Here is a 23,078-nt window from a genome sequence, read left to right on the forward strand (position 1 = left end):
GGGGTTCAGGGCATTGCGATTACCACCGCATCATTCAACAAGAATTTCTTCCTGTCTTCCCACCTTCCTGTAAATTGCTCTTGACCTTTCTTGTGCCTTGGCGCGCTTCGGGGTAGAGGATTCAGGGGCGCAGCAACGGGCCTTCGACGGCGTCGCGGGCATCGCGGCCGGCGAGCTGCTCGATCAGGGTCAGGGCGAAGTCCATCGCGGCGCCCGGGCCGCGGCCCGTGATCAGGCGGCCGTCCACCTCCACCGGGGCGCCGGTGGACGGGATTCCGACGTCGTCCAGCGCGCCGGTGAAGGCCGTCACGCGCCGGCCTTCCAGCAGGCCGGCCTCGGCCAGCGCCTTGGGTCCGGCGCAAACCGCCGCCAGGTAGCCGTCGCGCTCGGCCTGCGCCCGCAGGAGTCCCTGCACCCGGGCATCGTCGCGAAGGTGATTGGCCCCCGGCAGACCACCCGGCAGGACGATCAGGTCAAAGGCCGCATCCAGCACCTGGTCCAGGGTGGTATCCGGCTGGATGACCGTTCCGCGCGAGCAGGTCACCGGCCCGGGCTCCAGCCCGGCCACGATGACCTCGAATTGCGCGCGGCGCAGCAGGTCGATGATAGTGACTGCCTCCAGTTCCTCGGCCCCGGCAGCCAGGGGCACCAGTACGTTCGGCATCGGTTCTCCGTCGATCGCGACCCCGCCGCGTTCAGCGGCGGTTGTAGAAGTTCAGGCCCTTCAGCAGGTTCAGCGCCTCGCTCAGGCCGTAGTCGCGCTCGGCCAGGGCCTCGCCATTGTCCTCGTCATCCGCATCCACCGACTCCGGCAGACCATCCCGGCCCATGCGGGCGCCGCCGTTCTCGCTGTCGCTGCGCTGCACCACCAGTTGCTGCAGGCGGATGTCCGGCTCGATCCCGTCCTCGTTGATCGCGCGACCCTCGGGCGTGAAGTAGCGCGCGGTGGTCAGCTTGATCCCGGTATTCTGGGTCAGCGGCAGGATGGTCTGTACCGAGCCCTTACCGAAGGTGTTCTGGCCCATGACGACGGCCCGCTTGTGGTCCTGAAGCGCGCCCGCCACGATCTCCGAAGCCGAGGCCGAACCGCGATTGACCAGCACCACCATCGGCGCGCCCTTCAGCACGTCGCCCGGCGAGGCCTGGTAACGGAACTGCGAGTCCTCCAGACGGCCCTCGGTGTAGACGATGAGGCCGTCCTCGAGGAACGCGTCCGAGACTCCCACGGCCCCGTTCAGGATGCCGCCCGGGTTGTTGCGCAGGTCCAGCACCAGACCCTTCAGCTCGCCCTGCTCCTGCAGGTCCTCGACCGCCCGCACGAGATCGCGCGCGGTGCGCTGCTGGAAGTTGCTGATCCGCACATAGCCAAAGCCGTCCTCCAGGATCTCGGAGCGCACGCTCTGCACCTGGATCACATCCCGGGTGATGGTGATCTCCATCGGCCGGTCCTCGCCATCGCGCAGCACGGTCAGGGTGATGTCCGAGCCCTTCTCGCCGCGCATCTTGGCGACCGCGTCGGACAGCGACATACCCTTCACCGACTCGCCGTCCAGGCGGATGATCAGATCACCGGCCTCGATTCCGGCACGGCTGGCGGGGGTGTCGTCGATCGGCGCGATGACCTTGACGAACCCGTCTTCCATGCCCACCTCGATCCCCAGGCCACCGAACTCGCCGGAGGTGCCGACCTGCATGTCCTCGAAGTCCTGTTCGTCCAGGTAGGCCGAGTGCTGGTCCAGACCGGACAGCATCCCCTGGATCGCGTTGTCCAGCAGGTCCTTGTCGTCGACCTCGGTGACGTAATTGCGCTTGATGCGCATGTACACGTCGGTGAAGCGCTGCAGATCCTCCACCGGCAGGGCGGATTGCGCGCCATTGTCGCGGTCGGCGTAGACGGCCACCGAGACACTCAGCATGACCCCGACGACCAGTCCGACGATCAGGGCGTATCCGGTGCGACAAGACTTGCTCATTACCTTTCCTCGTTACGTGAGGTGATCAGTGTGAGGATGGTAGCACCGGCAATGTGATGGGCGCCTGAATGCAGGCGCTCCATCCGCCTTTTGCCGGACCCCGGTCTCACTTCTCTCTGTCTACTGAGAGGGCCACCAGCCCTCGGGGTTCAATGGTCCGCCGTTATGCCGGATCTCGAAGTAGAGTCCGGGCGCGATCGCCTCGCTGCCCGCGCCGGCCACGGCCAGCTGCTCGCCAGCGCCCACCGTTGCGCCTTCTGCCACCAGGATCTCCTCCACATTGGAGTACAGCGTCAGGTAGCGCTCGCCGTGATCCACGATCACCAGGAAGCCGTAGCCCTGCATCCAGTCGGCGTAGACCACCTGCCCGTAGTGCACCGCACGCACCGCCGCGCCGTTCTCGACCTCCAGCACCGTGCCGCGCCAGCGCGAGCGCAGGCGGCTGCCACGGGAATCATTGAAGCTGCGGATCACCCGGCCGTCGGCCGGCCGCGGGAGTTCGCCCTGCAGCTCGGCGAAGGCCACGTCGGGTTGCGCGGGGGCGGAGTCCCCGGGGGCCTCGGCGCGCGCCGCGCTGCGCGCCTCGACCTCCTCGATCACCGCCTCCAGGGTCTCCGCGTTGCGCTGCAGGCGTTCCAGCTCCAGCGCCTCGTCCTCGATGGCCGCCTCCAGTTCCGCCATGGCCTGGCGCTGGCGTGCCTCCTCGCGTTCCAGATCCGCGACCGCGGCGCGCGCCTGTTCCTCCTGTTCCGCCAGGACCGCGCGTTCCCGCGCCAGGGCCTCGCGCTCCGCCTCCAGCCCCTCGATCCGGTCACGCAACGACTCCAGCGCCTGCTCCCGGGCCTCGCGGATACGCACGGCGAACGCCACCTGATGACGATCGTTCCCGCCCTGGCCGTTCAGGCGCCCGACGTGGCGTTCGCGCTGCCACTGGTCGCGCACCAGCCGGGCCGCCGCGCGGCGTTCCGTCTCCAGGTGCTCCCGGGCCTCTTCCACCCGCGCCTCCTGGTCGGCGACGACCGCCTCCTGGCGCGAACGCTCCTGCGCCAGCTCGCGCAACTCGCGGCGCGAGTCCTCGGTCCCGCGCGCGGCATCCGCCAGCAGGGCCTCCAGTTCCTGCAAGGCCGCGTAGCGCTCCTCCTGGGTGCGTTCCAGGTCCTGGATCGCCTCGCGGGTCTCGCGCAGTTCGGCCTCGGGTTCCAGCGCCAGGGCCCCCGGGGCCAGCAGCAGACCGGCCAGTACCGCGCACCAGAACGGGGCACGGAGGCCATATGGATGACTCAGGATTGCGCAGATTCGCATATCGGGGTACGTTTAGGTTCTTATATTCTGACCCGGTTGCGAGGATTTCCCTCGCTCGCAAGAGAGGTATGCCGTGAGCCACGAAACGGTTGAAGACGATCTGTCCGTCGAAGACGGCCTGATGTCCCAGGACGAGGATATCGAACGGGCCTCGCGCTCGCTCAAGGCCATGTCCCACCCGCTGCGCCTGAAGATCCTCTGCATTCTCGGCGATCGCGAAATCAGCGTACAGGAAATCGTCGACCAGGTCGGGACCTCGCAGAGCAACATTTCGCAGCACCTGGGCATCCTGCGCGACAAGGGCATCCTCGCCACGCGCAAGGATGCCAACCGGGTCTACTACCGCGTGGGGGACTCCCGGACCCTGCGCCTGATCGGTATGATGCAGGACGTTTTCTGCAGTTCCTGACAATCACCCCTCCGATCCGGTCTCCCGAATGCTTGAACGCCTGCCCGAATTTCTCGCCAATCACCCGATCCTGACCGGCGCCCTGCTGGCGGTGATCGGGATGATCCTGTTCGTCGAACTCCGACGCCTGAACCGCAAGTACCGCTCCCTGTCGCCGGCCGAGGCGGTGCGCGTGATCAACCAGGACGACGCCCTGGTGCTGGACGTACGCGAGGACAGCGAGGTCGCGGCCGGCCGCATCGGAGGCGCCAAGCACATCCCGCTGGGCAGCCTGAAAAAGCGCATGGGCGACATCGAGAAGTACAAGGACAAGCCCGTGGTGGTCTACTGCCGCAGCGGCAACCGCTCCGCCAGCGCCGCGCAGCAGCTAACCGCGGCCGGGTTCGAGGACGTGGTCAACCTGCAGGGCGGCATCCAGGCCTGGCAATCGGCCAACATGCCCATCAAGAAGAAGTAATGCAGTTCGAAGTCTACTCCAGCGGGCGCTGCCCGTTCTGCCTGCTGGCCCGGCGCCTGCTCAACCAGCGTGGCTATCCGTTCGCGGAATACGCCGTCGACCGCGAACCGGGCCTGCGTGCCGAGATGGAGCAACGCGCCGACGGCCGTACCTCGGTCCCGCAGATCTTCCTCGGTGAGACCCACATCGGCGGCTTCGACGAACTGCAGGCGATGGACAGCAGTGGCGAACTGGCGCGCCTGGCCGCCGCGGCAGGGGTCGAGCCGACAGCCGCCGGCAGTCCCGGATAACCGGCAGCGCCCGCACCACCGGGCAGCGCTTCCGGCCACCGCACCCGCAAGGCGCGCGCACCCCCTTACAATGCCCCGATTCAAGACGACTGCGAGATAGAACACCATGGCTGAAGAGAACTCCCCCAACAGCGGCAACGGCGCGGCCCAGGGCGAACAGAACGACCGCCCCGATTTCTCCATTCAGAAGGTCTTCATCAAGGACCTCTCGTTCGAGGCGCCGGACTCCCCCGAGGTGTTCATGCGCGAGTGGAAGGGCGAGACCAACATCCAGCTGAACACCAACGCGCGCCCGATCGACGAGGCCGCCGGGGCCTTCGAAGTGGAACTGGGCCTGACCGTGACCACCGAGTCCGACGGCAAGACCGCCTACCTGGTGGAGATCAAGCAGGCGGGCGTCTTCATCGTGCGCAACTTCCCCGAGGACCAGCGCAATCACCTGCTGGGCGCCTACTGCCCCAACGTGCTGTTCCCGTTCGCCCGCGAAACCGTCGCCGACCTGGTCCTGAAGGGCGGCTTCCCGCAGCTGCTGCTGCAGCCGGTGAATTTCGAGTCGCTGTACGCCCAGCACCTCCAGGAGCAGAAGCAGCAGGCCGGCGGCGAGCAGACCGCGCCCAGCCAGCAGGCCTGACGCCAGGCCCCTGAAGGACCTGGCGTACCGACGCGAGCGCGCGTACATGAAGCATGGGGTTTCCTAAGATGCGCATCGCGGTCCTCGGCGGCGGCTGCTGGGGCACGGCGCTGGCCCTGCATGCGGCGCGGCTGCATGCCGACGTGGCCCTGTGGGTACGCGGCGATGACACCGCCGCGCGCCTGCAGGCCGAACGCGAGAATGCCCGCTACCTCCCCGGCCACCGCTTCCCGGACAACCTCCGCGTCAGCGCCGACCCCGCGATCGTCGACGGCCGCGATCTGGTCCTGATCGCCGTCCCCTCCGGCGCCTTCCGCGCGACCCTGCGCTGGCTGGCCCCGCGGCTGGCGCGCGGACAGGTGGTGGCCTGGGCCACCAAGGGCCTGGAGACCGCCACCGGCGCCTGGCTGCACGAGATCGCCGAGCAGGAACTGGGTCCGGAACACCCGCCCGCCCTGATCTCGGGCCCCTCCTTCGCCGCCGAGGTCGCGCAGGAGCAACCGACCGCGCTGTCCGTGGCCTCCACCGACGAAGGCCATATGGATCGCCTGGTGGAGGCGCTGCACGGGCGTTCCCTGCGTCTGTACCGCAACACCGACGTCATCGGCGTGGAGCTCGGCGGGGCCCTGAAGAACGTGCTGGCGGTGGCCACGGGCATCGCCGATGGCGCCGGGTTCGGCGCCAATGCCCGCGCCGCCCTGATGACCCGGGGGCTGGCCGAGATCCAGCGCTTCGGCGCCGCGGTGGGCGCCCGCCCTGCCACCCTTACCGGCCTCTCCGGGCTGGGTGACATGATCCTCACCTGCACCGACAACCAGTCGCGCAACCGCCGCCTGGGGCGGATGCTGGGCGAGGGGGTGGACCTCGAGACCGCCCGCGCACGGGTCGGCCAGTCGGTGGAGGGCGTGGAGACGGCCCGGGTCGCCGTGGTGCGGGCCGAGGCACTGGAGGTGGAGATGCCGATCTGCGCCGAGGTACACGCCGTGCTCTACCAGGGCCGCCCGGTGCGCGACACCGTGCGCCGCCTGCTGGAACGCGACCCCACGCGCGAAGAGGGCTGACGCAGCGCCGGTAAAACCCTCGCGCGGCACCCGCACAATCGCCCCGCGCCCCGGGTTGCGGCTACCGTGGCGCTACACGTGAACGCAACGGAGGCAGGGATGAGCAAGGCCTGGAAGGAACTGGACCTGGAGGGCGGCGGCCTGCAGTCCATCAATGCCAAGCTCGCCAGCGAGATGCGCACCCGGCCCGCGGCCTACGCCGCGTGGGTCCTGTTCCCGCTGGGCCTGCACCGCTTCTACCTGCGCGAACCGCTGGGCGGCGCCGGCTTCCTGGCGCTCACCGCGATCACCCTGGCCCTGGCCTTTTTCGTACCCGCCCTCTGGTGGCTGCTACCCTTGGGCGCCGGTGTGCTGTGGGCGCTGGTGGACCTGTGGTGGATCGACCGCCGGGTCACCGACTACAACAAGGAACTGCGCAAGCAGGTCTTCCTGCGCAAGGGACACAAGCCGCCGCAGGACTACCGTGGCCGCTACACCAGCGACGAGGATGCCCGCCGCGAACTGCAGGAGTATCAGCGCATCAAGGACGCCGAAAAGCCGGGCCAGTCCGGCCAGGCCGGCGCCAGCGAACGTGACCGCGACGCGGGCGGCAAGCGGCGCATGCCCAGCTTCAACGAGCAGGAAGCCATGCTGCGCCAGATGCGCAAGGACCGGGGCGAAGGCGGCGACAACGGCTGACGCCGGCGCGCCGCCAGCCCGGATCAGTTGTCGCCGGGGCGCCACACGCCGCTGGCTTCCTGCGGCGGCGGCGCGGCCTGCTTGCGACTCTCCACGTCCACGAACACCGACTCGGTGAACTGCGACAGCTGCTTCAGGTATTCCTTGCGCTCGTTCACCGACTCCGGCATCTGCGCGACCATGAACCCGGTAATGGCGCTCAGGTACTGGACGGCCACGATGGGCTGTTGCGCCTTCGGATCCACCTCGGTCAGCACCTCCTGGACCTTCTGGATCAGCTCGCCGGACAACTGCAGGGTATCGCTCATGGGGCTTCTCTCGCGGTTCGGTTGACGATGGGCGCACAGGCTACGGCAAGCCCCGCCCACCCGAAAGTGGGCGCAGGATGCGCGGGCCTTTCCTGCGGCTCACCACCAAGCGCCCGAAAAACCAAAGAGCATTTACAGGAAGAAGGGAAGCTCGGAAGGATCTATTTGGATTTAGGTGCATTGGATGCATAGCCCTGAACATCCACCGCGAAGCGCAAGGGGTTTCCAACCATTCATTCTTCCTGTCTTCCCAACTTCCTGTTAATCGCTCTTTACGGTTTTTGCCGTGATGGAAGACCGGGGCCGTCAGGGAACCCGGCGGTCGTCCTCGTCGCGGGCCTCGGGGGCGTCGTCGTCTACGTCGAAGTCCTCGTGGACGCGGTCCGGCGGGATGGTCCACGGCTCGCTGGGCGCGACCGTGTGCTCGCCCGGACGCGGCGCGTAGCGCTCGTCCTCCAGAGCGCGCATCAGCCCGACCACCATCATCAGCATCACCAGCGAGAACGGCAGCGCCGCCAGGATGACCGCGTTCTGCAGGACCTCCAGCCCGCCGGCCAGCAGCAGGACCCCGGTCACCAGCCCGATCATCGCCCCCCACAGGATCAGGTGGATCGCCCGATGCTCGGTGGATCCATGGGCCAGCAGGGTATTGATGACCACGATCCCGGCATTCGCGGAGGTCAGCAGGTAGGTCGCAATCAGGATCGTGATCAGAATCGCCCCCGTCTTCGCAATCAGCCAGGGCTCCAGGGTCTCCATGGTGGCGAAGGTCGCCATGGTCAGGTCCTCGGACACGCGCTCGGCGATATTGGCGATGCCCTCGACCTCGGCATGCAAAGCGGTGCCACCCAGCAGCGCGAGCCAGAAGAAGGTGATCAGGGTCGGCACCAGCAGTACGCCCATCACGAACTCGCGCAGCGTGCGGCCGCGCGAGATGCGCGCGATGAACAGCCCGACGAACGGCGCCCAGGCCAGCCACCAGCCCCAGTAGAAGACCGTCCAGTCGGCATGCCACTCGTCCATATGGTGGGCGTGGGTGTACAGCGAGAGCCCCAGCAGGTTCTGCAGGTAGCTGCCGCTGGACTGCACGACCAGGGCCAGCAGGTACTGGGTCGGCCCCGCCACCAGCAGCAGCCCCAGCAGCGCGACACTGAGCCAGAGGTTGGCCTGGCTGACCCGCTGCACCCCGGCCTGCATCCCGGTCACCACGGACACGATCGCAATCACGGTCAGCAGCGCGGTCAGCATCAGTAGTCCGCGGTCCCCCTCCAGGGAGATCCCAACGGTGTGCGCGAGTCCGGACTCCAGTTGCTGGATCCCCAGGCCCAGCGTCGTCGCGATCCCGAAGACGGTGGCGATGATCGCCAACAGGTCGACCAGGTCCCCCGGCCAGGTGTGACTGTACTTGCCGATCAGCGGGTGCAGAGCCGAGCGCAGGGCCAGCGGCTGGCCCTTGCGGAAACCGAAGTAGGCCAGGATCAGGGCCAGCAGGGCGAACACGCCCCAGGCATTCAGCCCCCAGTGGAAATAGGTCAGGACCATGGACATGTCCGCGGCCGCGGCCCGGTCGCCATTATCGATCAGGAACGGGTTCCCGCCGTAGTGCGACAGCGGCTCGGCCACCGCCCAGAACAGAAGCCCCACGCCCATGCCTGCAGCGAACAGCATCGACAGCCATGACAGGGTGGTGAACTCGGGAACCTCGTCGTCACGCCCCAGGCGCACGTTCTTGTAGCGCCCGACCCCGAGCCAGACCACGATCACCAGGAAGAAGGCCATGACGACCACGTAGTACCACTCCAGAAGCGGCGTCACGAAGGTACGCGCATCGCCCACCACCGCACCCAGCTGCTCGGTGCGATACACCCCCAGCAGGGCGATGATCACTACCAGGATCAGCGCCAGCGGCGCGACGCGCGGATTCAGCCCCTTGAATGGGCCACGGGTGGCAACGTTGTACATCGGGCGTCCTTTCGCATGAGTGGCGGGCGCGCCGGACCGCGCGCCCCCGGCGTGCGCTCAGGTACCGGTGGCACCCGCCAGCGCGGCACGACAATCCGTGCGGAAATCCTGAATGACCTGATGCACGAACGCCAGCTTGGCGATGGCCGTGGCCGTCAACACGAAGGGATAGACATGCGGATGCCCCATGCTGCGGTTGAGGCTGTTGAGGGCGCTGACCAGTGGCAGCCAGTGCTCCATCAGTCCATCGAAATCGGCCGCGGCATAGGCGTCGAAGGCCGGTGCATCGGCCTGCGCACCCAGCCGTGCTGACGGGCCGGCACCGGGCACGATATCCATGTTGTAGGCGGACGCGGTATCCAGGGTATCCACGATGTGCAGGTAGTGGGCCCAGGTCTCGGCCCAATCCTCCCAGGGATGCGAACTGGCGTAGGCGGAGACGAACGAGGCCTGCCATTCGGCGGGCGGCCCGTCGGCATAATGGCGGCGCAGGGCTTCGTCATAGTCCGCGCGCTCGTCGCCGAAGCGCTCGCGGAAGGCGGCATGCCAGGGAGTATCGCGGATCAGGCGGTCCCAGTAGTAGTGGGCGGACTCGTGGCGGAAATGGCCGAGGATCGTGCGATAGGGTTCGGCCATCGCCTCGCGCATGCGCTCGCGGACCGCCGGGTCGGCCTCGGCGATATTCAGGGTAATGAGCCCGTTCGCATGGCCGGTGACCACGCCACCGCCCTCGCGGAACTCGGGGGCCGTATCGGCCAGGAAGTCGAATGCGATCCCCTTGGGATCATCACGTCGCGGCACCACCGGCAGGCCCAGACGCAACAACCCGTAGACCAGGCGCCGCTTCTCCGTCTCCAGGCGCTCCCACAGACGTGCATTGCCGGGGACACTCAGGTCGGGGATGGTCCGGTTCAGGCGGCAGGCCCGGCAGAACGGGTCGGCGTCGCCGTGCGGCACCATCCAGTTGCAGACCGCGTCCACCGCATAGTGGCGACACTGGCGGTACAGTGCCCCGTCCGGCTCGTCCGCCACCCGCCACAATCCGCCAGGCACCGGGTGCCCGCGGGCATCCGTGGCCTCTCCCGCCGGCGCCAGGGCAGACACCTCCAGACGATCCGGGAGAAACCCCAGCCGGTGGCCACAGCGTGTGCAGTAGGTGTTGTCGAAATACACCCCCTGCCCACAGAACTCGCACTCGAACAACTGCATCGCGTTCCCCGTTAAACCGCCGCCCGCTCGAAGTGCGGCCGGGTGGCCCCAGACTACGCCGATCCCGCTGCCCCGTCGCGGTGCAGAGGCCGCCGCGGCGCAGCCATTACCGATCCTCCACCCGGGACAGGAGTTCCTCGACCCGCTCCAGCGCCAGCGGATGCGACAGGATGCCGGCATGCGTGGTCGCCACGCCGAAGACCGAGGCCGCCTCGCGCTGGGCCGGCGGGTGCAGCATGCTGGCCAGCGTCACCACCCCGTCCGCGGTCGCGCGCGCACCCCCTTCGCCGCGCTGGTAGCCGAACACCAGATGCAACTCGCCTGCCCCCGCGCCCGGATGCGGGAACAGGCCTTCCAGGTAGTCGCTGCCCGGGGCCATGTCGCGCCAGACCGGGATCACGACCGGCGAGCGATCCACCCCCTGCTGCGCCCGCTCGTGCCCGGCCCAGGGCGTGGACAGGGTGATCATAACCGGCACCGGTGCCGCCGCCTCGCGCCGAGCTCGCTCGTTCAGGAACCCCCGCGCCACCAGCCCGCCCATGCTGTGCGCCACCACCGGTAGCGACTCGACCCCGTGACGCACTTCCAGCTCCTCCACCACCTGTGCCAGGTGCGCGGCCGCCGACTGCAGTGGCAACCCGGAGGCGTAGTAGTAGAACCACGGCTGATAACGCTCGCGGTCCAGAACCTCCAGCAGCCCGGCAAAGTCCCGCGGCGAGCCGTTCATCCCGTGCACGAACAGCACCGGCGTCCGCGTCGGGTCATGGGGCTCGAGGAAGTACACCCCCGCGTAACCGTCCATCACGAAGTCCAGGGGTCGCCACTGGCTGCCGCGGGCCACCTCGGACGCAAAACGCGGGTCGTCCAGGTGGGTTATCGCGCCGAAGGCGGTCACCCGTCCCAGGCTCAGCGGAAGGTCGCTGGCGCCCTCGGCACCCACCAGGCCGCGTGTGGCCGGCAGCGCAACCGGGTGGGCCAGGCGATGGTCCCCGTTCACGCGGATCTCGATCCCGGTCAGCCGCCCGCCGGGGCCACAGTCCAGCGGATCGCCGCCGGCCACATACTGCACCGGGGCACCGGCGGGATGGGCCCGGTCACCCTCCTCGTCGCGGAAGGCCAGCACACGATAGCGACCCGGCTCCAGCCCGAAGAACCAGCTCCCGCCCTGGGCGCTGACCACATGGTCCACCGGCTCGGGCACCCCGGCGCCACCGACCGACTCGCGGAATACCGCCACGATATAGGGCCCCGTCCGACCCGCCTCGGACGCCGTCGCGTCCGGTCCCACCGTGCCGCTGATCACACAGGCCCCGCCCATGCGCGCGAGCTGTTCGCGCGCATCCAGCAGCGAACACCCCGCCAGCACGAACCCCAGCGCCAGGACCGCAACCACCCGTACCACCGCCATCACGAACATCCCGTTCCGTCTTTCCTCCCCCCGAGTGTAGCGGTCCGGAACGCCCGGCTCGCCACGCACACCGGCATTTCAATCCGGGCGGTCCCGGTCTCCGTCCTGCGGATCGTGCCGCGCGTAGCTCGCCGCCTCCATCTCGGTCACCTCGACGGTGATTACCGCCTCCCCGATCCGGTCCTGCAGGGCCCGCAGGACGGCCTCGCTCAGCGCCTGGCGCTGCGCCAGCGAACGGCCGGACTTGAGACGCACCTCGACATGCACGAAAGGCCGCACCTCGCCCCCGACCCGATACTGCGACACCGGGTGGGCGCGGACCTTGATATGCGACGCCGGGAACAGCCCCGAAGCGCAGGCCGCCGCGTGCAGGGCGTCCAGCCAGGCAGCCACCTCCGGCCCCGCAGCCAGGTCCTGTGAATATTCGACCCGCAAATGCGGCATGCCCACCCCCCTCGGCGCGCGCGGCGCGCGTCCCGTTGCGCCAGGCCCGCGATTGTGTCGCAGCGCGGACCCGGCATGAAAAAGGCCCGCACCGGGCGGGCCTTGTCGATGTCGCAGGATACCGGACGGATCAGGCCGCGGCCGCCGCCCGGGTGAAGGCCAGCTGCTCGCCGGCCATGTCCACCTCGATGGTATCTCCGGGGCCGAACTCGCCGGCCAGAAGCGACTGCGCCAGCGGGTTCTCCAGCTGGGTCTGGATCGCCCGCTTGAGCGGGCGCGCCCCGTAGACCGGGTCGAAGCCCGCGGCCCCCAGGTGATCCAGCGCGGCGTCGGTGATGGTCAGGCCCAGGTCGCGCTCTTCCAGCCGCTTGCGCAGGTACTGCAGCTGGATATCGGCGATCGCGCGGATCTGTTCGCGCTCCAGCGGATGGAACACCACCACGTCGTCCACACGGTTGATGAACTCGGGACGGAAGTGCTGCCCGACGATCTCCATCACCGCGCCCTTCATCGCCGCGTAGTTCTCCTCGCCGGCCATCTCCTGGATCTGCTGCGAGCCCAGGTTGGAGGTCATCACGATCACCGTATTGCGGAAGTCCACGGTGCGGCCATGCCCGTCGGTCAGGCGGCCGTCATCCAGCACCTGCAGCAGCACGTTGAAGACATCCGGGTGCGCCTTCTCGACCTCGTCGAGCAGGATCACGGAGTACGGCTTGCGGCGCACGGCCTCGGTCAGGTAGCCGCCCTCCTCGTAGCCGACGTAGCCCGGGGGCGCCCCGATCAGCCGCGCCACGGAGTGCTTCTCCATGAACTCGGACATGTCGATGCGCACCATCGCCTCTTCGGTGTCGAACAGGAACCCGGCCAGCGCCTTGGTCAGCTCGGTCTTGCCCACGCCGGTCGGGCCAAGGAACAGGAACGAGCCGTTCGGGCGGTTCGGGTCGGACAGGCCCGCCCGCGAGCGGCGGATGGCGTTGGCCACCGCGCGCACCGCCTCGGACTGACCAACCACGCGGTCACCAATGGCCTCTTCCATGCGCAGCAGCTTGTCCTTCTCGCCCTCCAGCATCTTGGAGACCGGGATGCCGGTCCAGCGCGAGACGACCTCGGCGATCTCCTCGTCGGTGACCTTGTTGCGCAGCAGCTGGGTCTCCTGGCTCTCCATCTCGTGAGCCATGGCGAGGGACTTCTCCAGGTCCGGGATACGCCCGTACTGCAGTTCCGACATGCGCGACAGATCCCCGGCGCGGCGGGCCGTCTCCAGCTCGGTGCGGGCGCGCTCGAGCTCTTCCTTCAACTGGGCCGCCCCGGAGACCGAGGCCTTCTCGGACTTCCACACCTCTTCCAGGTCGGAGTACTCGCGCTCCAGGCGTTCGATCTCCTCCTCCAGCGTGCCCAGGCGCTTCTTCGAGGCGTCGTCGGACTCCTTCTTCAGGGCCTCGCGCTCGATCTTCAGTTGGATCAGGCGCCGCTCCAGCCGGTCCATGGACTCGGGCTTGGAGTCGATCTCCATGCGGATGCGCGAGCTGGCCTCGTCGATCAGGTCAATCGCCTTGTCCGGAAGCTGCCGGTCAGTGATGTAGCGCTGCGACAGCTGTGCGGCGGCGACGATCGCCGGGTCGGTGATCTCGATCCCGTGATGGACCTCGTAGCGCTCCTTCAGCCCGCGCAGGATGGCGATGGTGTCTTCCTGCGTGGGCTCGTCCACCAGCACCTTCTGGAAGCGGCGCTCCAGCGCGGCATCCTTCTCGATGTTCTGGCGGTATTCGTCCAGCGTGGTCGCGCCGATGCAGTGCAGCTCGCCGCGCGCCAGGGCCGGCTTGAGCATGTTACCGGCGTCCATCGCGCCCTCGGCCTTGCCGGCGCCCACCAGGGTGTGGATCTCGTCGATGAACAGGATCACGCGACCCTCTTCCTGCGACAGCTCCTTGAGCACGGACTTCAGCCGCTCCTCGAAATCGCCACGGTACTTGGCCCCGGCCAGCAGCGCCCCCAGGTCCAGTGCGAGCACGCGCTTGTCCTTGAGCCCCTCCGGCACCTCGCCGTTGATGATGCGCTGCGCCAGGCCCTCGACGATCGCGGTCTTGCCGACCCCCGGCTCGCCGATCAGCACCGGGTTGTTCTTGGTGCGCCGCTGCAGCACCTGGATCGAGCGGCGGATCTCCTCGTCGCGCCCGATTACCGGGTCCAGCTTGCCCTGCTCGGCGCGCTCGGTGAGGTCGATGGTGTACTTGTCCAGGGCCTGGCGGTTCTCCTCGGCGTTCGGGTCGTCCACCTGGGCCCCGCCGCGCATGTCCTCCACGGCCTTCTCCAGGGAGTCCTTGTTGGCGCCAGCGTTGCGCAGCATCTCGCCGACACCGGCCTTCTCGTCGATCGCCGCGAGCAGGAACAGCTCGCTGGGGATGTACTGGTCCTTGCGCTCCTGGGCGAGCTTGTCGCAGACGTTCAGCATGCGCCCCAGGTCGTTGGAGACATGCACCTCGCCCGCGGCGCCTTCCACCTTCGGCAGGCGATCCAGCGCCTCGCCCAAAGCGGAGCGCAACTGGCGCACGTTGGCGCCGGCGCGGTCGAGCACGTGACGGATCGTGCCCCCCTCCTGGTCCAGCAGGGCCAGCAGCAGGTGGGACGGCTCGATGAACTGATGGTCGCGGCCAACCGCGAGCGACTGTGCGTCCGCGATGGCGGACTGGAATTTGGTGGTCAGGCGATCCATTCGCATTGGGAAACCCCTCGGTCGAATCTTGTTGAACTGACACCAACGTTGGGGACAATCCCCCCGGCTTCAAGGATAGACGCGCGGAAACCGCTACGCGGGGCCAGAGCCGAGGCTCGCCGCGAAACCAGCGTCGGGGTGTATCCAGCGACTGCCACGGCCCCTGGCAGGGCCTCGCAGTGACAGGTGGCTATCGCGCGGGGTCGGGGGCGAACCACACGAGCGTGCCCATGCGGCCGGTCGCTCCTTCGCGACGATAGGAATAGAAGGTCTCCGCCTCGGTGAAGGTGCAGCGGCCCCCGCCGGCGACCTGCGCCACACCGGCCCGCTGCAGCCGCTGGCGCGCCAGCCGGTAGAGATCCGCCAGCAGGCGCCCCCCGGCACCGGGCCGAAACGCGGCATCGGCCTCCGGATCCTGCGCCCGGAAGGCCTCGCGCACCTCGGGCCCGACCTCGAAGGCGACGGGTCCGATGGCAGCCCCCATCCAGGCCTGGATTGGCACACCTGGCCGCAGGCCGTTCAGCGCCGTGATCGTTGCCTCCAGCACCCCATCTGCCAGCCCACGCCAGCCGGCGTGGGCCACCCCGACCGCCGCGCCGTCCACTGTCGCCAGCACCACGGGCAGACAATCGGCGGTCTGCACGGCGCAGATCGCCCCCGGCCGGTCGCTGACCACCGCATCGGCCTCGGGCGTATCGCCCGCCTTCAGCGCCGCCTGCAGGGCATCGGCGGTGATCACGGTCGTCCCATGGACCTGGCGCGGCCAGGCGATGGGCGCGGCGCACCCCAGGGACTGTTCCAGTCGGCGCCGGTTTTCCGCCACGTGATCCGGGGCATCGCCAGTATGCAGGGCCAGATTCAGCGCGGCCCAGGGCCCGGTACTGACGCCACCCGTCCGGGTCGTCTGCAGCGCGTGCACCCCGGCCGGGAGTTCCCCGGGCCCGGGTTTCAACAGCGGCAGGGCCTCAGACATCCCCGTCCTCCCGGGCATCGGCGCGCAGGGCCGCGAGCAGGGCCTCGAAATCCTCCGGCAGCGGGGCCTCGAAGGCGCAGGGCTCGCCCGTCTCCGGATGCTCGAACTCCAGGCGGGCCGCATGCAGGGCCTGGCGCTTGAAGGCCGCGACCGTCGCCTTCGCCGCGTCGCCCATGCCCTTCACCGGGCGCGGACGGCCGCCGTAGGTCAGATCCCCCACGATCGGGTGGCGGATATGTGCCATATGCACACGGATCTGGTGCGTGCGCCCGGTCTCCAGACGTACGTTCAGCAGGGTGTGCGCGGGAAAGCGCTCCGCCACACGGTAATGCGTGACTGCGGGCTTGCCGGCCGCGGTCACGGCCTGGCGCTTGCGATCAACCGGATGACGCCCGATCGGCTCGTCGATGGTGGCCCCGCTGATCACTCGGCCCTGGACCAGGGCGCGGTACTCGCGGTGTACGCTGCGCGCCTGCAATTGGCGCACCAGGGCGGTCTGGGCCTCGGGCGTACGCGCGACCACCATCAGGCCGGTGGTGTCCTTGTCCAGGCGGTGGACCACCCCGGCGCGCGGCAGCTGCGCCAGCTCCGGGGCGTGGTGCAGCAGGGCATTGACCAGCGTGCCGTCGCGATGCCCGGCCGCCGGGTGGGCCACCAGCCCGGCGGGCTTGTTGACCACCAGCACCGCGGCGTCCTCGTACACGATGTCCAGCGCAATGGCCTCGGGCCGGGCCTCCAGCACCGGCGCATCGGGCGCCGTCAGCTCGACCCGCTCGCCCCCGCGCACCGGCGTGCGCGGGCGGGGCGAGCCACCATCCACCCGCAGCGCGCCCTCCTTCAGCCACTGGGTCAGCTGGCTGCGCGAGTACTCCGGGAACAGCCGCGCCAGCGCGGCATCCAGGCGTTGTCCCGCCGCTTCTTCCGGCAGACAGGCTTCCCGCGGTTCACTCATTGCGCGGCCTCCCGCTCGTCGCCACCGGGGCTTGATGTTGTAGAATCCCTGCACTTCGGTTCATCTGTGAGGCCTCGCCGTGATTTCTGTCCCGCACCTGTCGCGCCTGCTCGTCGTTCTGATCGTGGCGCTCGTGGTCGCCGGCTGTGCCGGGCGCGAAGACCCCACGCTCGGCTGGTCCGCCAGTCAGCTCTACGGCGAGGCCAAGAACGCCCTGAACGAGGGCAACTACGACCAGGCCGTCGAATACTACGAAAAACTCGAGGCCCGCTACCCGTTCGGGCGCTACGCCCAGCAGGCGCAGATCGAGATCCCCTACGCCTACTACAAGGCCGGCGAGCCGGAACCCGCCCTGGCCGCGGTGGACCGCTTCGTGCAGCTGAACCCGCGCCATCCGAACCTGGATTATGCGTACTACCTGCGCGGGCTGATCAACTTCAACCGCCAGCAGGGCTTCCTCGCCAACCTGTTCCCGCGCGACCCCGCCGAGATGGACCCGGAGCCCTTCGACCAGGCCTTCCAGGACTTCGACCGCCTGATCCGCGAGTTTCCCGACAGCCGCTACGCCCCGGACGCCTACCAGCGCATGATCTACATCCGCAATGCGCTGGCCGCCTACGAACTGCGGGTGGCCGAGTTCTACATGGAACGCACCGCCTGGGTCGCAGCCGCGCAGCGCGCCCGCAACGTCATCTCCACCTACCCCGGCGCCGAGGTGATGCCGAAGGCCCTGGCCGTGCTGCATCGCGCCTACACCGAGCTCGGCCTGGACGATCACGCCGAGAACACCATGACCGTGCTGGAGCTGAACTATCCGGACGTGGCCGTGGCCGTGCGCGCGGGCGAGCCGGTGGAACTGGAAGGCGAGGAACGCCGCGGCCTGTGGCGCGTGATGGACCGCATCCCCTTCCTCACCAACTGAGCCCCCGGGCACTCGTTCAGTCCGCTACGGCACAGAGGGAAAAGCGTCTACAGGAAGGTGGGAAGACTGGAAGGTTGAACGGGTTTGGCCGCCACGGATATTGCGTACGTTCGGGGCTGCGACAGACACCAGCCAACCCCACACCCCAATCACGCTTCCCCTCTTCCAGCCTTCCTGTTACCCGCCCTTGACCTTCTTCGTGCCTTCGTGCGCTTCGTGGTAGATCCATCAAGCGCCGGAGGATCCGTCGTTCAGAGGGCCTCGCTGCCCTCTTCGCCGGTGCGGATGCGGACCACGCGCGACATATCCGACACGAAGATTTTGCCGTCCCCGATCTTGCCGGTGCGCGAGGCCTTCACGATCGCATCGATGCAGGGGTCGACCCGGTCGTCGTCCACCACCAGTTCCAGCTTCACCTTGGGCAGGAAATCGACCACGTATTCCGCGCCCCGGTAGAGCTCGGTGTGGCCCTTCTGGCGCCCGAAGCCCTGGACCTCGGTCGCGGTCATCCCGGCGATACCCATCTCGGTCAGGGCCTCGCGGACATCTTCCAGCTTGAACGGCTTGATGATCGCCTCGATCTTCTTCATGCGAATCCCTTTGGTTGTGCCCGCTGCGCAGGCGCTTGTCTCACCCCTGAAAGTGTATCAAACCCCCGGGGCTGCGCTGCGGTCCTCGCCTTCTCGCGACGTTCGACGCTGCTTGGAATCGACCACGAAGCACACGAAGGCACGAAGAAGGGCCAGGTCAAGGGCGTTTAACAGGAAGACGGGAAGGCTGGAAGAGGGCCTGTGGTTGATCGGGGAAGTCCTTTCCGGTCCGCAATATGCCGCCGTTTCGGATACGTCGGACGGAGCGAGGCACCGAGTCAGTATTGTCGGGGCCCTAAGACCGCAGCCCGGGACACCCCATTCAGAACCTTCGGTACTTCCTGTCTTCCTGTGAACCGTCCTTGACCTTCTTCGTGCCTTCGTGTGCTTCGTGGTGAACTCTGCGCGCGTCGGCGCGGATCAGTCCGGGCGGTAGCCGGAGGTGATCGGGTAGCGCCGGTCGCGGCCGAAGGCGCGCGGGCTGACCCGTATTCCGGGCGCGGCCTGGCGGCGCTTGTACTCGGCGATGAACACCATGCGGGCGATGCGCTCCACCGTGGGGCGGTCAAAACCCTGCGCGACGATCTCGGCGACGGACCGTTCCTGTTCGACAAAGGCCTCGAGGATCGCGTCCAGCACCTCGTACGGCGGCAGCGAGTCGGCATCCTGCTGATCCGGCGCCAGCTCCGCGCTGGGCGGACGTTCGATCACCCGTTCCGGGATCGCCGGCCCGCGCGTGTTGCGCCAGCGCGCCAGGCGATACACCCACTGCTTGGAGACATCCTTCAGCGGCGCGAAACCGCCATTCATATCGCCGTACAGCGTGGAGTAGCCCACCGCCATCTCGGATTTGTTGCCCGTGGCCAGCAACAGCTTGCCGCTGCGGTTGGACAGCGCCATCAGGAGCACACCCCGGGCGCGCGCCTGCAGGTTCTGCTCGGTTACGTCCCCCGCCCCGGCCGGATACGCGGACAAGGCATCCCCCAGCCCCGCCATGAAACTCTCGACCATCGGTTCGATCGCGATCTCGTGATACTCCAGCCCCAGCAGCCGGGCCTGTGCCTCGGCGTCCTCGATGCTGATCGAGGCGGTATAGCGATAGGGCATCATCACGGCCGTGACCGCCGCCGGGCCCAGGGCGTCGGTGGCCAGCGCCGCGGTCAGTCCGGAGTCGATCCCGCCGGACAGGCCCAGCAGCACCCCGGGAAAGCCGTTCTTGGTCACGTAGTCGCGGATGCCGATCATCAGCGCCTGGTAGAGGTCGCGGGCATCGGCCTCGTCCGGTTCCGGACCGGGGTCGGTCAGCGTCGGCCGGATGCCGCAGGCGGACAGGTGCAGGTGCTCGTCGCGGGGGTGCAGGACCGGACCCTGCGCCCCGCGGCGCGCCTCTACCTGCCCCTGGCCGGTCGCCCAGGCCGGCAGCACGGCCCGCGCCCCGTTGACCGGATCCTGCACGAAGGAGCGCCCGTCGAAGACCAGCTCGTCCTGGCCGCCTACCTGGTTCACGTAGACGACCGGGCAGCCGGTCTCGGCGACGCGCTGGCCCACCACGCGCAGGCGTTCCTCGGCCTTGCCGCGGTGGTAGGGCGACGCGTTGAGATTCAGCAGGAGCTCGGCCCCGGCGGCCCGCGCCGCGGTCGCCGGACCCGGCTGCCAGATGTCCTCGCAGACCGTCAGTCCGACCCGCCAGCCGTCCAGTTCGACCACGCAGGCCTCGGTGCCGGCGACGAAGTAGCGCTCTTCGTCGAACACCGAGTAATTGGGCAGGACCTGCTTGGCATAGCGCGCGATGCAGGCCCCGTCGCGCAGCCAGAGCGCCGCGTTGATCAGGCCCGCCTCCCCGTGCACCGGGGCGCCCAGGATCACATCGATACCCCGCGCCGCCTCGGTGATCGCGGTCACCACGCGCTCCACGCCCAGCAGAAACGCCGGACGCAGCAGCAGGTCCTCCGGCGGGTAGCCGGTGACCGCCAGTTCGGGGAACACCACTGCGCGGGCGCCGCCGGCGCGGGCCTGTTCGATCGCCTCGAGGATGCGGTGGCGGTTGTCCTCCAGACCGCCCACCACCGGGTTGATCTGGGCCAGGGCCAGACGCAGGGGCGAATCGGCGCTCATCCGCGGATCAGACCAGTGCGGACTGCATCGCGGCGCCCAGTTCCGCCGGGCTCTCGGCCACGGTCGCACCGGCCTCGCGCAGGGCGGTCATCTTCTGCGCCGCGGTGCCCTGACCACCGGCGATGATCGCCCCGGCATGGCCCATGCGCCGGCCCGGCGGTGCGGTGGCGCCGGCAATATAGGCGGCAACCGGCTTGTCGAATTCGTCCGCGATAAAGCGCGCGGCGCGTTCCTCGGCGTCGCCACCGATCTCGCCCACCATCAGCACGCCGTCGGTCTCCGGATCCTCGCGGAACAGGCGCAGGCAGTCGACAAAGTCCAGGCCCTGGATCGGGTCACCACCGATGCCCACGCAGGTGCTCTGGCCCAGTCCAAGGTCCGAGGTCTGCTTGACCGCCTCGTAGGTCAGCGTACCCGAGCGCGAGATGATGCCGATGCGCCCGCGGCGATGGATGTAGCCGGGCATGATCCCGACCTTGCAGGCATCCGGGGTGATGATGCCCGGGCAGTTGGGGCCAATCAGGCGCGTCGGGCTGCCGGCCAGCACCTGCTTGACCCGGACCATGTCCTGTACCGGGATGCCCTCGGTGATGCAGACCGCCAGCTCGATCCCGGCGTCCGCCGCCTCGCAGATCGCGTCCGCGGCGAACGGGGCCGGCACGTAGATCATACTGACGGTCGCGCCGGTGGTCGCCACCGCGTCGGCCACGGTATCGAACACCGGCCGATCCAGATGGGTCTGCCCGCCCTTGCCGGGGGTTACGCCCCCGACCAGGCGGGTCCCGTAGGCGATGGCCTGTTCCGAGTGGAAACTGCCCTGCTTGCCGGTGAAGCCCTGACAGATCACCTTGGTGTCGCGGTCGACGAGAATGCTCATGCCACGGCCTCCACTACGGCCCGCGCTGCCGCGTCCAGATCAGCGGCCGGGATCACGTCCAGGCCCGAGTGCGCCAGCGCACTGCGGCCCTGCTCGGCGTTGGTGCCCTCCAGGCGCACCACCACCGGCACCTGGACCTGCACCTCGCGGATCGCGGCGATGATGCCCTCGGCGATCAGGTCGCAGCGCACGATGCCGCCGAAGATATTCACCAGCACCGCCTTCACCGAGGCATCGGACAGGATCAGCTTGAAGGCCGCGGTCACCCGCTCCACCGTCGTGCCGCCACCGACATCCAGGAAGTTGGCGGGTTCGCCGCCGTGGTGCTGGATCAGGTCCATGGTCGCCATCGCCAGGCCGGCACCGTTGACCATGCAGCCGATGGAGCCATCCAGGCGGATGTAATTGAGGTCGTGCTCGTGCGCCTGTTCCTCGGCCGGGTCGCGCTGGCGCGCGTCGCGCTCTTCGAACAGCGCCTTCTGACGATAGGCTGCGGAGTCGTCGATGGTCAGCTTGGCGTCGATCGCCAGCAGCCGGTCATCGCCGGTCAGCACCAGCGGGTTGATCTCGAGCAACTGGGCATCGAGCTGCTGGAACAGGGCATGCGCGTTGGTCACCAGCTGCGCCATCGCCTTGGCGGCGGCGCCGGCCAGGCCCAGGGTCGAGGCCACCCGGCGGCCATGAAACGGCATTACCCCGGTGGCCGGATGGATCGGCAGGGTCACGACCGCCTCGGGGCGCTCGGCCGCCAGCGTCTCGATATCCATGCCGCCCTCGGCGGAGACCACCAGCGCCAGGCGCTCGCGCGCGCGGTCCACCAGCATGGCGAAGTAGAGTTCGCGGGCAATATCCACCGCCGGCTCCAGCAGCAGCTGGTCCACCGGCAGCCCCTCGGGGCCGCTCTGGCCGGTGACCAGGCGCGAACCCAGCAGGTTCTCCGCGGCCACGCGCGCCGCCTCAAGGGAATCCGCCATCACCACGCCGCCGGCCTTCCCACGACCGCCGGAGTGGACCTGGGCCTTGACCAGCACGCGCTCGGCACCCAGCGCCTGCCAGGCGCCGGGTAGTGCATCGATCGCGGTGATCACCTGACCGTCGGGAACGGGGATGCCGGCGTCGCGAAAGCGCGCCTTGGCCTGAAATTCGTGGAGATTCATGGGCGTCGAGGATAGCGGCGCGCCCCCGGCCCGACAACTGCGGGCGGGCCGTGCGCGGAGGAGAGGGAAATCAGGCGGCCTGGACCGGGATGCCGTGACCGGTGCGAATGATCCGGTTGGCGGCGTCGAGATAGACCAGGTCGGGGGTGAATTCGCGGGCCTCGGCGGCCTCCATCTGAGCATAGGCGCAGATGATCACGCGATGGCCCACCGCCGCCTTGTGCGCGGCCGCGCCATTGACCGAGATGATGCCGGAACCGGCCTCGCCCTCGATCGCGTAGGTCGTGAAGCGCTCGCCATTGTCGATGTTGTAGATCTGGATCTGCTCGAACGGCAGGATGCCGGCCGCCTCCAGCAGGCGGGTATCGATCGCGCAGGAGCCTTCGTACTCCAGCTCGCAATGCGTGACCCGGCCCTGATGCAGCTTGCCTTTCAGCATAGTGACAACCATACGGAGAATTCCCGGCTTGTACCTCGGAAGGGCGGAAAATTATCCGCGATCCCGGCGACCACGGCAAACCCGCCCGTTCGGGTCAATGTTTTTTCACCACGAAGCCCACGAAGGCACGAAGAAATTCAAGGGCCATTAACAGGAAGGCTGGAAGACAGGAAGGGATTCTTGATTGGCGGTGCGTAGACGATCAAGG

23 protein-coding genes are annotated in these 23,078 nt (G+C 68.5%); 7 read left to right on the forward strand and 16 right to left on the reverse strand.

Annotation, left to right across the window (positions count from 1 at the left end; translation table 11 throughout):
• Positions 1-121: 121 nt before the first annotated feature.
• The 3 genes from F793_RS0104645 to F793_RS0104655 all read right to left on the reverse strand — a co-directional run bounded on the left by F793_RS0104645 (position 122) and on the right by F793_RS0104655 (position 3,275).
• A complete protein-coding gene (locus F793_RS0104645; RefSeq protein ID WP_018867160.1) occupies positions 122-664 on the reverse strand; it encodes a DJ-1 family glyoxalase III in 543 nt (180 codons plus the stop codon).
• Positions 665-695: 31 nt separating this feature from the next.
• Positions 696-1,973, reverse strand: coding sequence for a S41 family peptidase (locus F793_RS0104650; protein ID WP_018867159.1), 1,278 nt, complete (start codon positions 1,971-1,973; stop codon positions 696-698).
• A gap of 120 nt (positions 1,974-2,093) precedes the next feature.
• Complete coding sequence (locus F793_RS0104655) at positions 2,094-3,275, reverse strand: murein hydrolase activator EnvC (protein ID WP_018882744.1); 1,182 nt, start codon at positions 3,273-3,275, stop codon at positions 2,094-2,096.
• A 73-nt stretch (positions 3,276-3,348) separates the two neighbouring features.
• Between F793_RS0104655 and F793_RS0104660 the strand changes: the two genes are divergently transcribed.
• The 6 genes from F793_RS0104660 (at position 3,349) to F793_RS0104685 (ending at position 6,801) form a co-directional block, all read left to right on the forward strand.
• Positions 3,349-3,684 carry a helix-turn-helix transcriptional regulator gene (locus F793_RS0104660; protein WP_018867157.1) on the forward strand — a complete coding sequence of 112 codons (336 nt, stop codon included), beginning with the start codon at positions 3,349-3,351 and terminating at the stop codon, positions 3,682-3,684.
• Between the two features lie 28 nt (positions 3,685-3,712).
• Positions 3,713-4,141: a rhodanese-like domain-containing protein gene (locus tag F793_RS0104665; protein ID WP_018867156.1), complete on the forward strand. Its 429-nt coding sequence runs from the start codon at positions 3,713-3,715 to the stop codon at positions 4,139-4,141.
• Entirely contained in the window at positions 4,141-4,431 is a 291-nt protein-coding gene (grxC, locus tag F793_RS0104670) for a glutaredoxin 3 (protein ID WP_018881631.1), read from the forward strand. Before F793_RS0104665 ends, grxC begins: the two co-directional genes overlap by 1 nt.
• 106 nt (positions 4,432-4,537) lie before the next feature.
• The gene (gene secB, locus F793_RS0104675; protein WP_018867154.1) at positions 4,538-5,062 is read left to right on the forward strand and encodes a protein-export chaperone SecB; all 525 of its coding nucleotides are present in this window, start codon (positions 4,538-4,540) and stop codon (positions 5,060-5,062) included.
• Between the two features lie 68 nt (positions 5,063-5,130).
• Positions 5,131-6,123, forward strand: a complete 993-nt coding sequence (locus F793_RS0104680; RefSeq protein WP_018878283.1) for an NAD(P)H-dependent glycerol-3-phosphate dehydrogenase — start codon at positions 5,131-5,133, stop codon at positions 6,121-6,123.
• 99 nt (positions 6,124-6,222) lie between these two features.
• Positions 6,223-6,801, forward strand: coding sequence for a hypothetical protein (locus tag F793_RS0104685; RefSeq protein ID WP_018882745.1), 579 nt, complete (start codon positions 6,223-6,225; stop codon positions 6,799-6,801).
• A gap of 23 nt (positions 6,802-6,824) precedes the next feature.
• Here F793_RS0104685 and F793_RS0104690 read toward each other — a convergent pair whose 3' ends face one another.
• The 8 genes from F793_RS0104690 to rluD form a co-directional block, all read right to left on the reverse strand.
• On the reverse strand, positions 6,825-7,109 hold the full coding sequence (locus F793_RS0104690) for a hypothetical protein (RefSeq protein WP_018867151.1): 285 nt from the start codon (positions 7,107-7,109) through the stop codon (positions 6,825-6,827).
• A gap of 306 nt (positions 7,110-7,415) precedes the next feature.
• Positions 7,416-9,071: a BCCT family transporter gene (locus F793_RS0104695; RefSeq protein WP_018882746.1), complete on the reverse strand. Its 1,656-nt coding sequence runs from the start codon at positions 9,069-9,071 to the stop codon at positions 7,416-7,418.
• 57 nt (positions 9,072-9,128) lie between these two features.
• Positions 9,129-10,280, reverse strand: coding sequence for a putative zinc-binding metallopeptidase (locus F793_RS0104700; protein ID WP_018882747.1), 1,152 nt, complete (start codon positions 10,278-10,280; stop codon positions 9,129-9,131).
• Between the two features lie 106 nt (positions 10,281-10,386).
• Positions 10,387-11,697 carry a triacylglycerol lipase gene (locus tag F793_RS0104705; RefSeq protein WP_018882748.1) on the reverse strand — a complete coding sequence of 437 codons (1,311 nt, stop codon included), beginning with the start codon at positions 11,695-11,697 and terminating at the stop codon, positions 10,387-10,389.
• A 69-nt stretch (positions 11,698-11,766) separates the two neighbouring features.
• Positions 11,767-12,132: a 5-carboxymethyl-2-hydroxymuconate Delta-isomerase gene (locus tag F793_RS0104710; protein WP_017940398.1), complete on the reverse strand. Its 366-nt coding sequence runs from the start codon at positions 12,130-12,132 to the stop codon at positions 11,767-11,769.
• 130 nt (positions 12,133-12,262) lie between these two features.
• Positions 12,263-14,845 carry an ATP-dependent chaperone ClpB gene (gene clpB / locus F793_RS0104715; RefSeq protein ID WP_017940397.1) on the reverse strand — a complete coding sequence of 861 codons (2,583 nt, stop codon included), beginning with the start codon at positions 14,843-14,845 and terminating at the stop codon, positions 12,263-12,265.
• Positions 14,846-15,035: 190 nt separating this feature from the next.
• Positions 15,036-15,818, reverse strand: a complete 783-nt coding sequence (pgeF, locus tag F793_RS0104720) for a peptidoglycan editing factor PgeF (RefSeq protein ID WP_018882749.1) — start codon at positions 15,816-15,818, stop codon at positions 15,036-15,038.
• Entirely contained in the window at positions 15,811-16,770 is a 960-nt protein-coding gene (rluD, locus tag F793_RS0104725; RefSeq protein ID WP_018882750.1) for a 23S rRNA pseudouridine(1911/1915/1917) synthase RluD, read from the reverse strand. Before rluD ends, pgeF begins: the two co-directional genes overlap by 8 nt.
• Positions 16,771-16,849: 79 nt before the next feature.
• Between rluD and F793_RS0104730 the strand changes: the two genes are divergently transcribed.
• Positions 16,850-17,692, forward strand: a complete 843-nt coding sequence (locus tag F793_RS0104730; RefSeq protein ID WP_018882751.1) for an outer membrane protein assembly factor BamD — start codon at positions 16,850-16,852, stop codon at positions 17,690-17,692.
• A 251-nt stretch (positions 17,693-17,943) separates the two neighbouring features.
• Here the strand turns inward: F793_RS0104730 and F793_RS0104735 are convergent, their stop codons facing one another.
• The 5 genes from F793_RS0104735 to panD all read right to left on the reverse strand — a co-directional run bounded on the left by F793_RS0104735 (position 17,944) and on the right by panD (position 22,882).
• Complete coding sequence (locus F793_RS0104735; protein ID WP_017940393.1) at positions 17,944-18,282, reverse strand: P-II family nitrogen regulator; 339 nt, start codon at positions 18,280-18,282, stop codon at positions 17,944-17,946.
• Positions 18,283-18,702: 420 nt separating this feature from the next.
• Positions 18,703-20,397 carry an NAD+ synthase gene (locus F793_RS0104740; protein ID WP_018882752.1) on the reverse strand — a complete coding sequence of 565 codons (1,695 nt, stop codon included), beginning with the start codon at positions 20,395-20,397 and terminating at the stop codon, positions 18,703-18,705.
• A gap of 7 nt (positions 20,398-20,404) precedes the next feature.
• A complete protein-coding gene (gene sucD, locus F793_RS0104745; RefSeq protein WP_018878278.1) occupies positions 20,405-21,274 on the reverse strand; it encodes a succinate--CoA ligase subunit alpha in 870 nt (289 codons plus the stop codon).
• Positions 21,271-22,431 (reverse strand): ADP-forming succinate--CoA ligase subunit beta, encoded by a 1,161-nt coding sequence (gene sucC / locus F793_RS0104750; protein WP_018882753.1) that lies wholly within the window; start codon positions 22,429-22,431, stop codon positions 21,271-21,273. The genes sucD and sucC overlap by 4 nt, the downstream gene beginning before the upstream one ends.
• 70 nt (positions 22,432-22,501) lie before the next feature.
• Positions 22,502-22,882 (reverse strand): aspartate 1-decarboxylase, encoded by a 381-nt coding sequence (gene panD, locus F793_RS0104755; protein WP_026280257.1) that lies wholly within the window; start codon positions 22,880-22,882, stop codon positions 22,502-22,504.
• Positions 22,883-23,078 lie beyond the last annotated feature (196 nt).

The organism is Thioalkalivibrio sp. ALE22, assembly GCF_000381445.1.
In the GTDB taxonomy this organism is placed as follows: Bacteria; Pseudomonadota; Gammaproteobacteria; order Ectothiorhodospirales; family Ectothiorhodospiraceae; genus Thioalkalivibrio.

What these genes read in the sequence shown, in the direction of transcription:
- grxC (WP_018881631.1), top strand. Translation starts at nt 4,141, where the DNA reads ATGCAGTTCGAAGTCTACTCCAGCGGGCGCTGCCCGTTCTGCCTGCTG.
- pgeF (WP_018882749.1), bottom strand. Translation starts at nt 15,818, where the DNA reads ATGTCTGAGGCCCTGCCGCTGTTGAAACCCGGGCCCGGGGAACTCCCG.
- F793_RS0104705 (WP_018882748.1), bottom strand. Translation starts at nt 11,697, where the DNA reads ATGTTCGTGATGGCGGTGGTACGGGTGGTTGCGGTCCTGGCGCTGGGG.
- F793_RS0104735 (WP_017940393.1), bottom strand. Translation starts at nt 18,282, where the DNA reads ATGAAGAAGATCGAGGCGATCATCAAGCCGTTCAAGCTGGAAGATGTC.
- sucD (WP_018878278.1), bottom strand. Translation starts at nt 21,274, where the DNA reads ATGAGCATTCTCGTCGACCGCGACACCAAGGTGATCTGTCAGGGCTTC.
- F793_RS0104740 (WP_018882752.1), bottom strand. Translation starts at nt 20,397, where the DNA reads ATGAGCGCCGATTCGCCCCTGCGTCTGGCCCTGGCCCAGATCAACCCG.
- F793_RS0104695 (WP_018882746.1), bottom strand. Translation starts at nt 9,071, where the DNA reads ATGTACAACGTTGCCACCCGTGGCCCATTCAAGGGGCTGAATCCGCGC.
- rluD (WP_018882750.1), bottom strand. Translation starts at nt 16,770, where the DNA reads ATGAGTGAACCGCGGGAAGCCTGTCTGCCGGAAGAAGCGGCGGGACAA.
- F793_RS0104665 (WP_018867156.1), top strand. Translation starts at nt 3,713, where the DNA reads ATGCTTGAACGCCTGCCCGAATTTCTCGCCAATCACCCGATCCTGACC.
- secB (WP_018867154.1), top strand. Translation starts at nt 4,538, where the DNA reads ATGGCTGAAGAGAACTCCCCCAACAGCGGCAACGGCGCGGCCCAGGGC.
- F793_RS0104655 (WP_018882744.1), bottom strand. Translation starts at nt 3,275, where the DNA reads ATGCGAATCTGCGCAATCCTGAGTCATCCATATGGCCTCCGTGCCCCG.
- panD (WP_026280257.1), bottom strand. Translation starts at nt 22,882, where the DNA reads ATGGTTGTCACTATGCTGAAAGGCAAGCTGCATCAGGGCCGGGTCACG.
- F793_RS0104685 (WP_018882745.1), top strand. Translation starts at nt 6,223, where the DNA reads ATGAGCAAGGCCTGGAAGGAACTGGACCTGGAGGGCGGCGGCCTGCAG.
- sucC (WP_018882753.1), bottom strand. Translation starts at nt 22,431, where the DNA reads ATGAATCTCCACGAATTTCAGGCCAAGGCGCGCTTTCGCGACGCCGGC.
- F793_RS0104680 (WP_018878283.1), top strand. Translation starts at nt 5,131, where the DNA reads ATGCGCATCGCGGTCCTCGGCGGCGGCTGCTGGGGCACGGCGCTGGCC.
- F793_RS0104645 (WP_018867160.1), bottom strand. Translation starts at nt 664, where the DNA reads ATGCCGAACGTACTGGTGCCCCTGGCTGCCGGGGCCGAGGAACTGGAG.
- F793_RS0104690 (WP_018867151.1), bottom strand. Translation starts at nt 7,109, where the DNA reads ATGAGCGATACCCTGCAGTTGTCCGGCGAGCTGATCCAGAAGGTCCAG.
- clpB (WP_017940397.1), bottom strand. Translation starts at nt 14,845, where the DNA reads ATGGATCGCCTGACCACCAAATTCCAGTCCGCCATCGCGGACGCACAG.
- F793_RS0104710 (WP_017940398.1), bottom strand. Translation starts at nt 12,132, where the DNA reads ATGCCGCATTTGCGGGTCGAATATTCACAGGACCTGGCTGCGGGGCCG.
- F793_RS0104650 (WP_018867159.1), bottom strand. Translation starts at nt 1,973, where the DNA reads ATGAGCAAGTCTTGTCGCACCGGATACGCCCTGATCGTCGGACTGGTC.
- F793_RS0104700 (WP_018882747.1), bottom strand. Translation starts at nt 10,280, where the DNA reads ATGCAGTTGTTCGAGTGCGAGTTCTGTGGGCAGGGGGTGTATTTCGAC.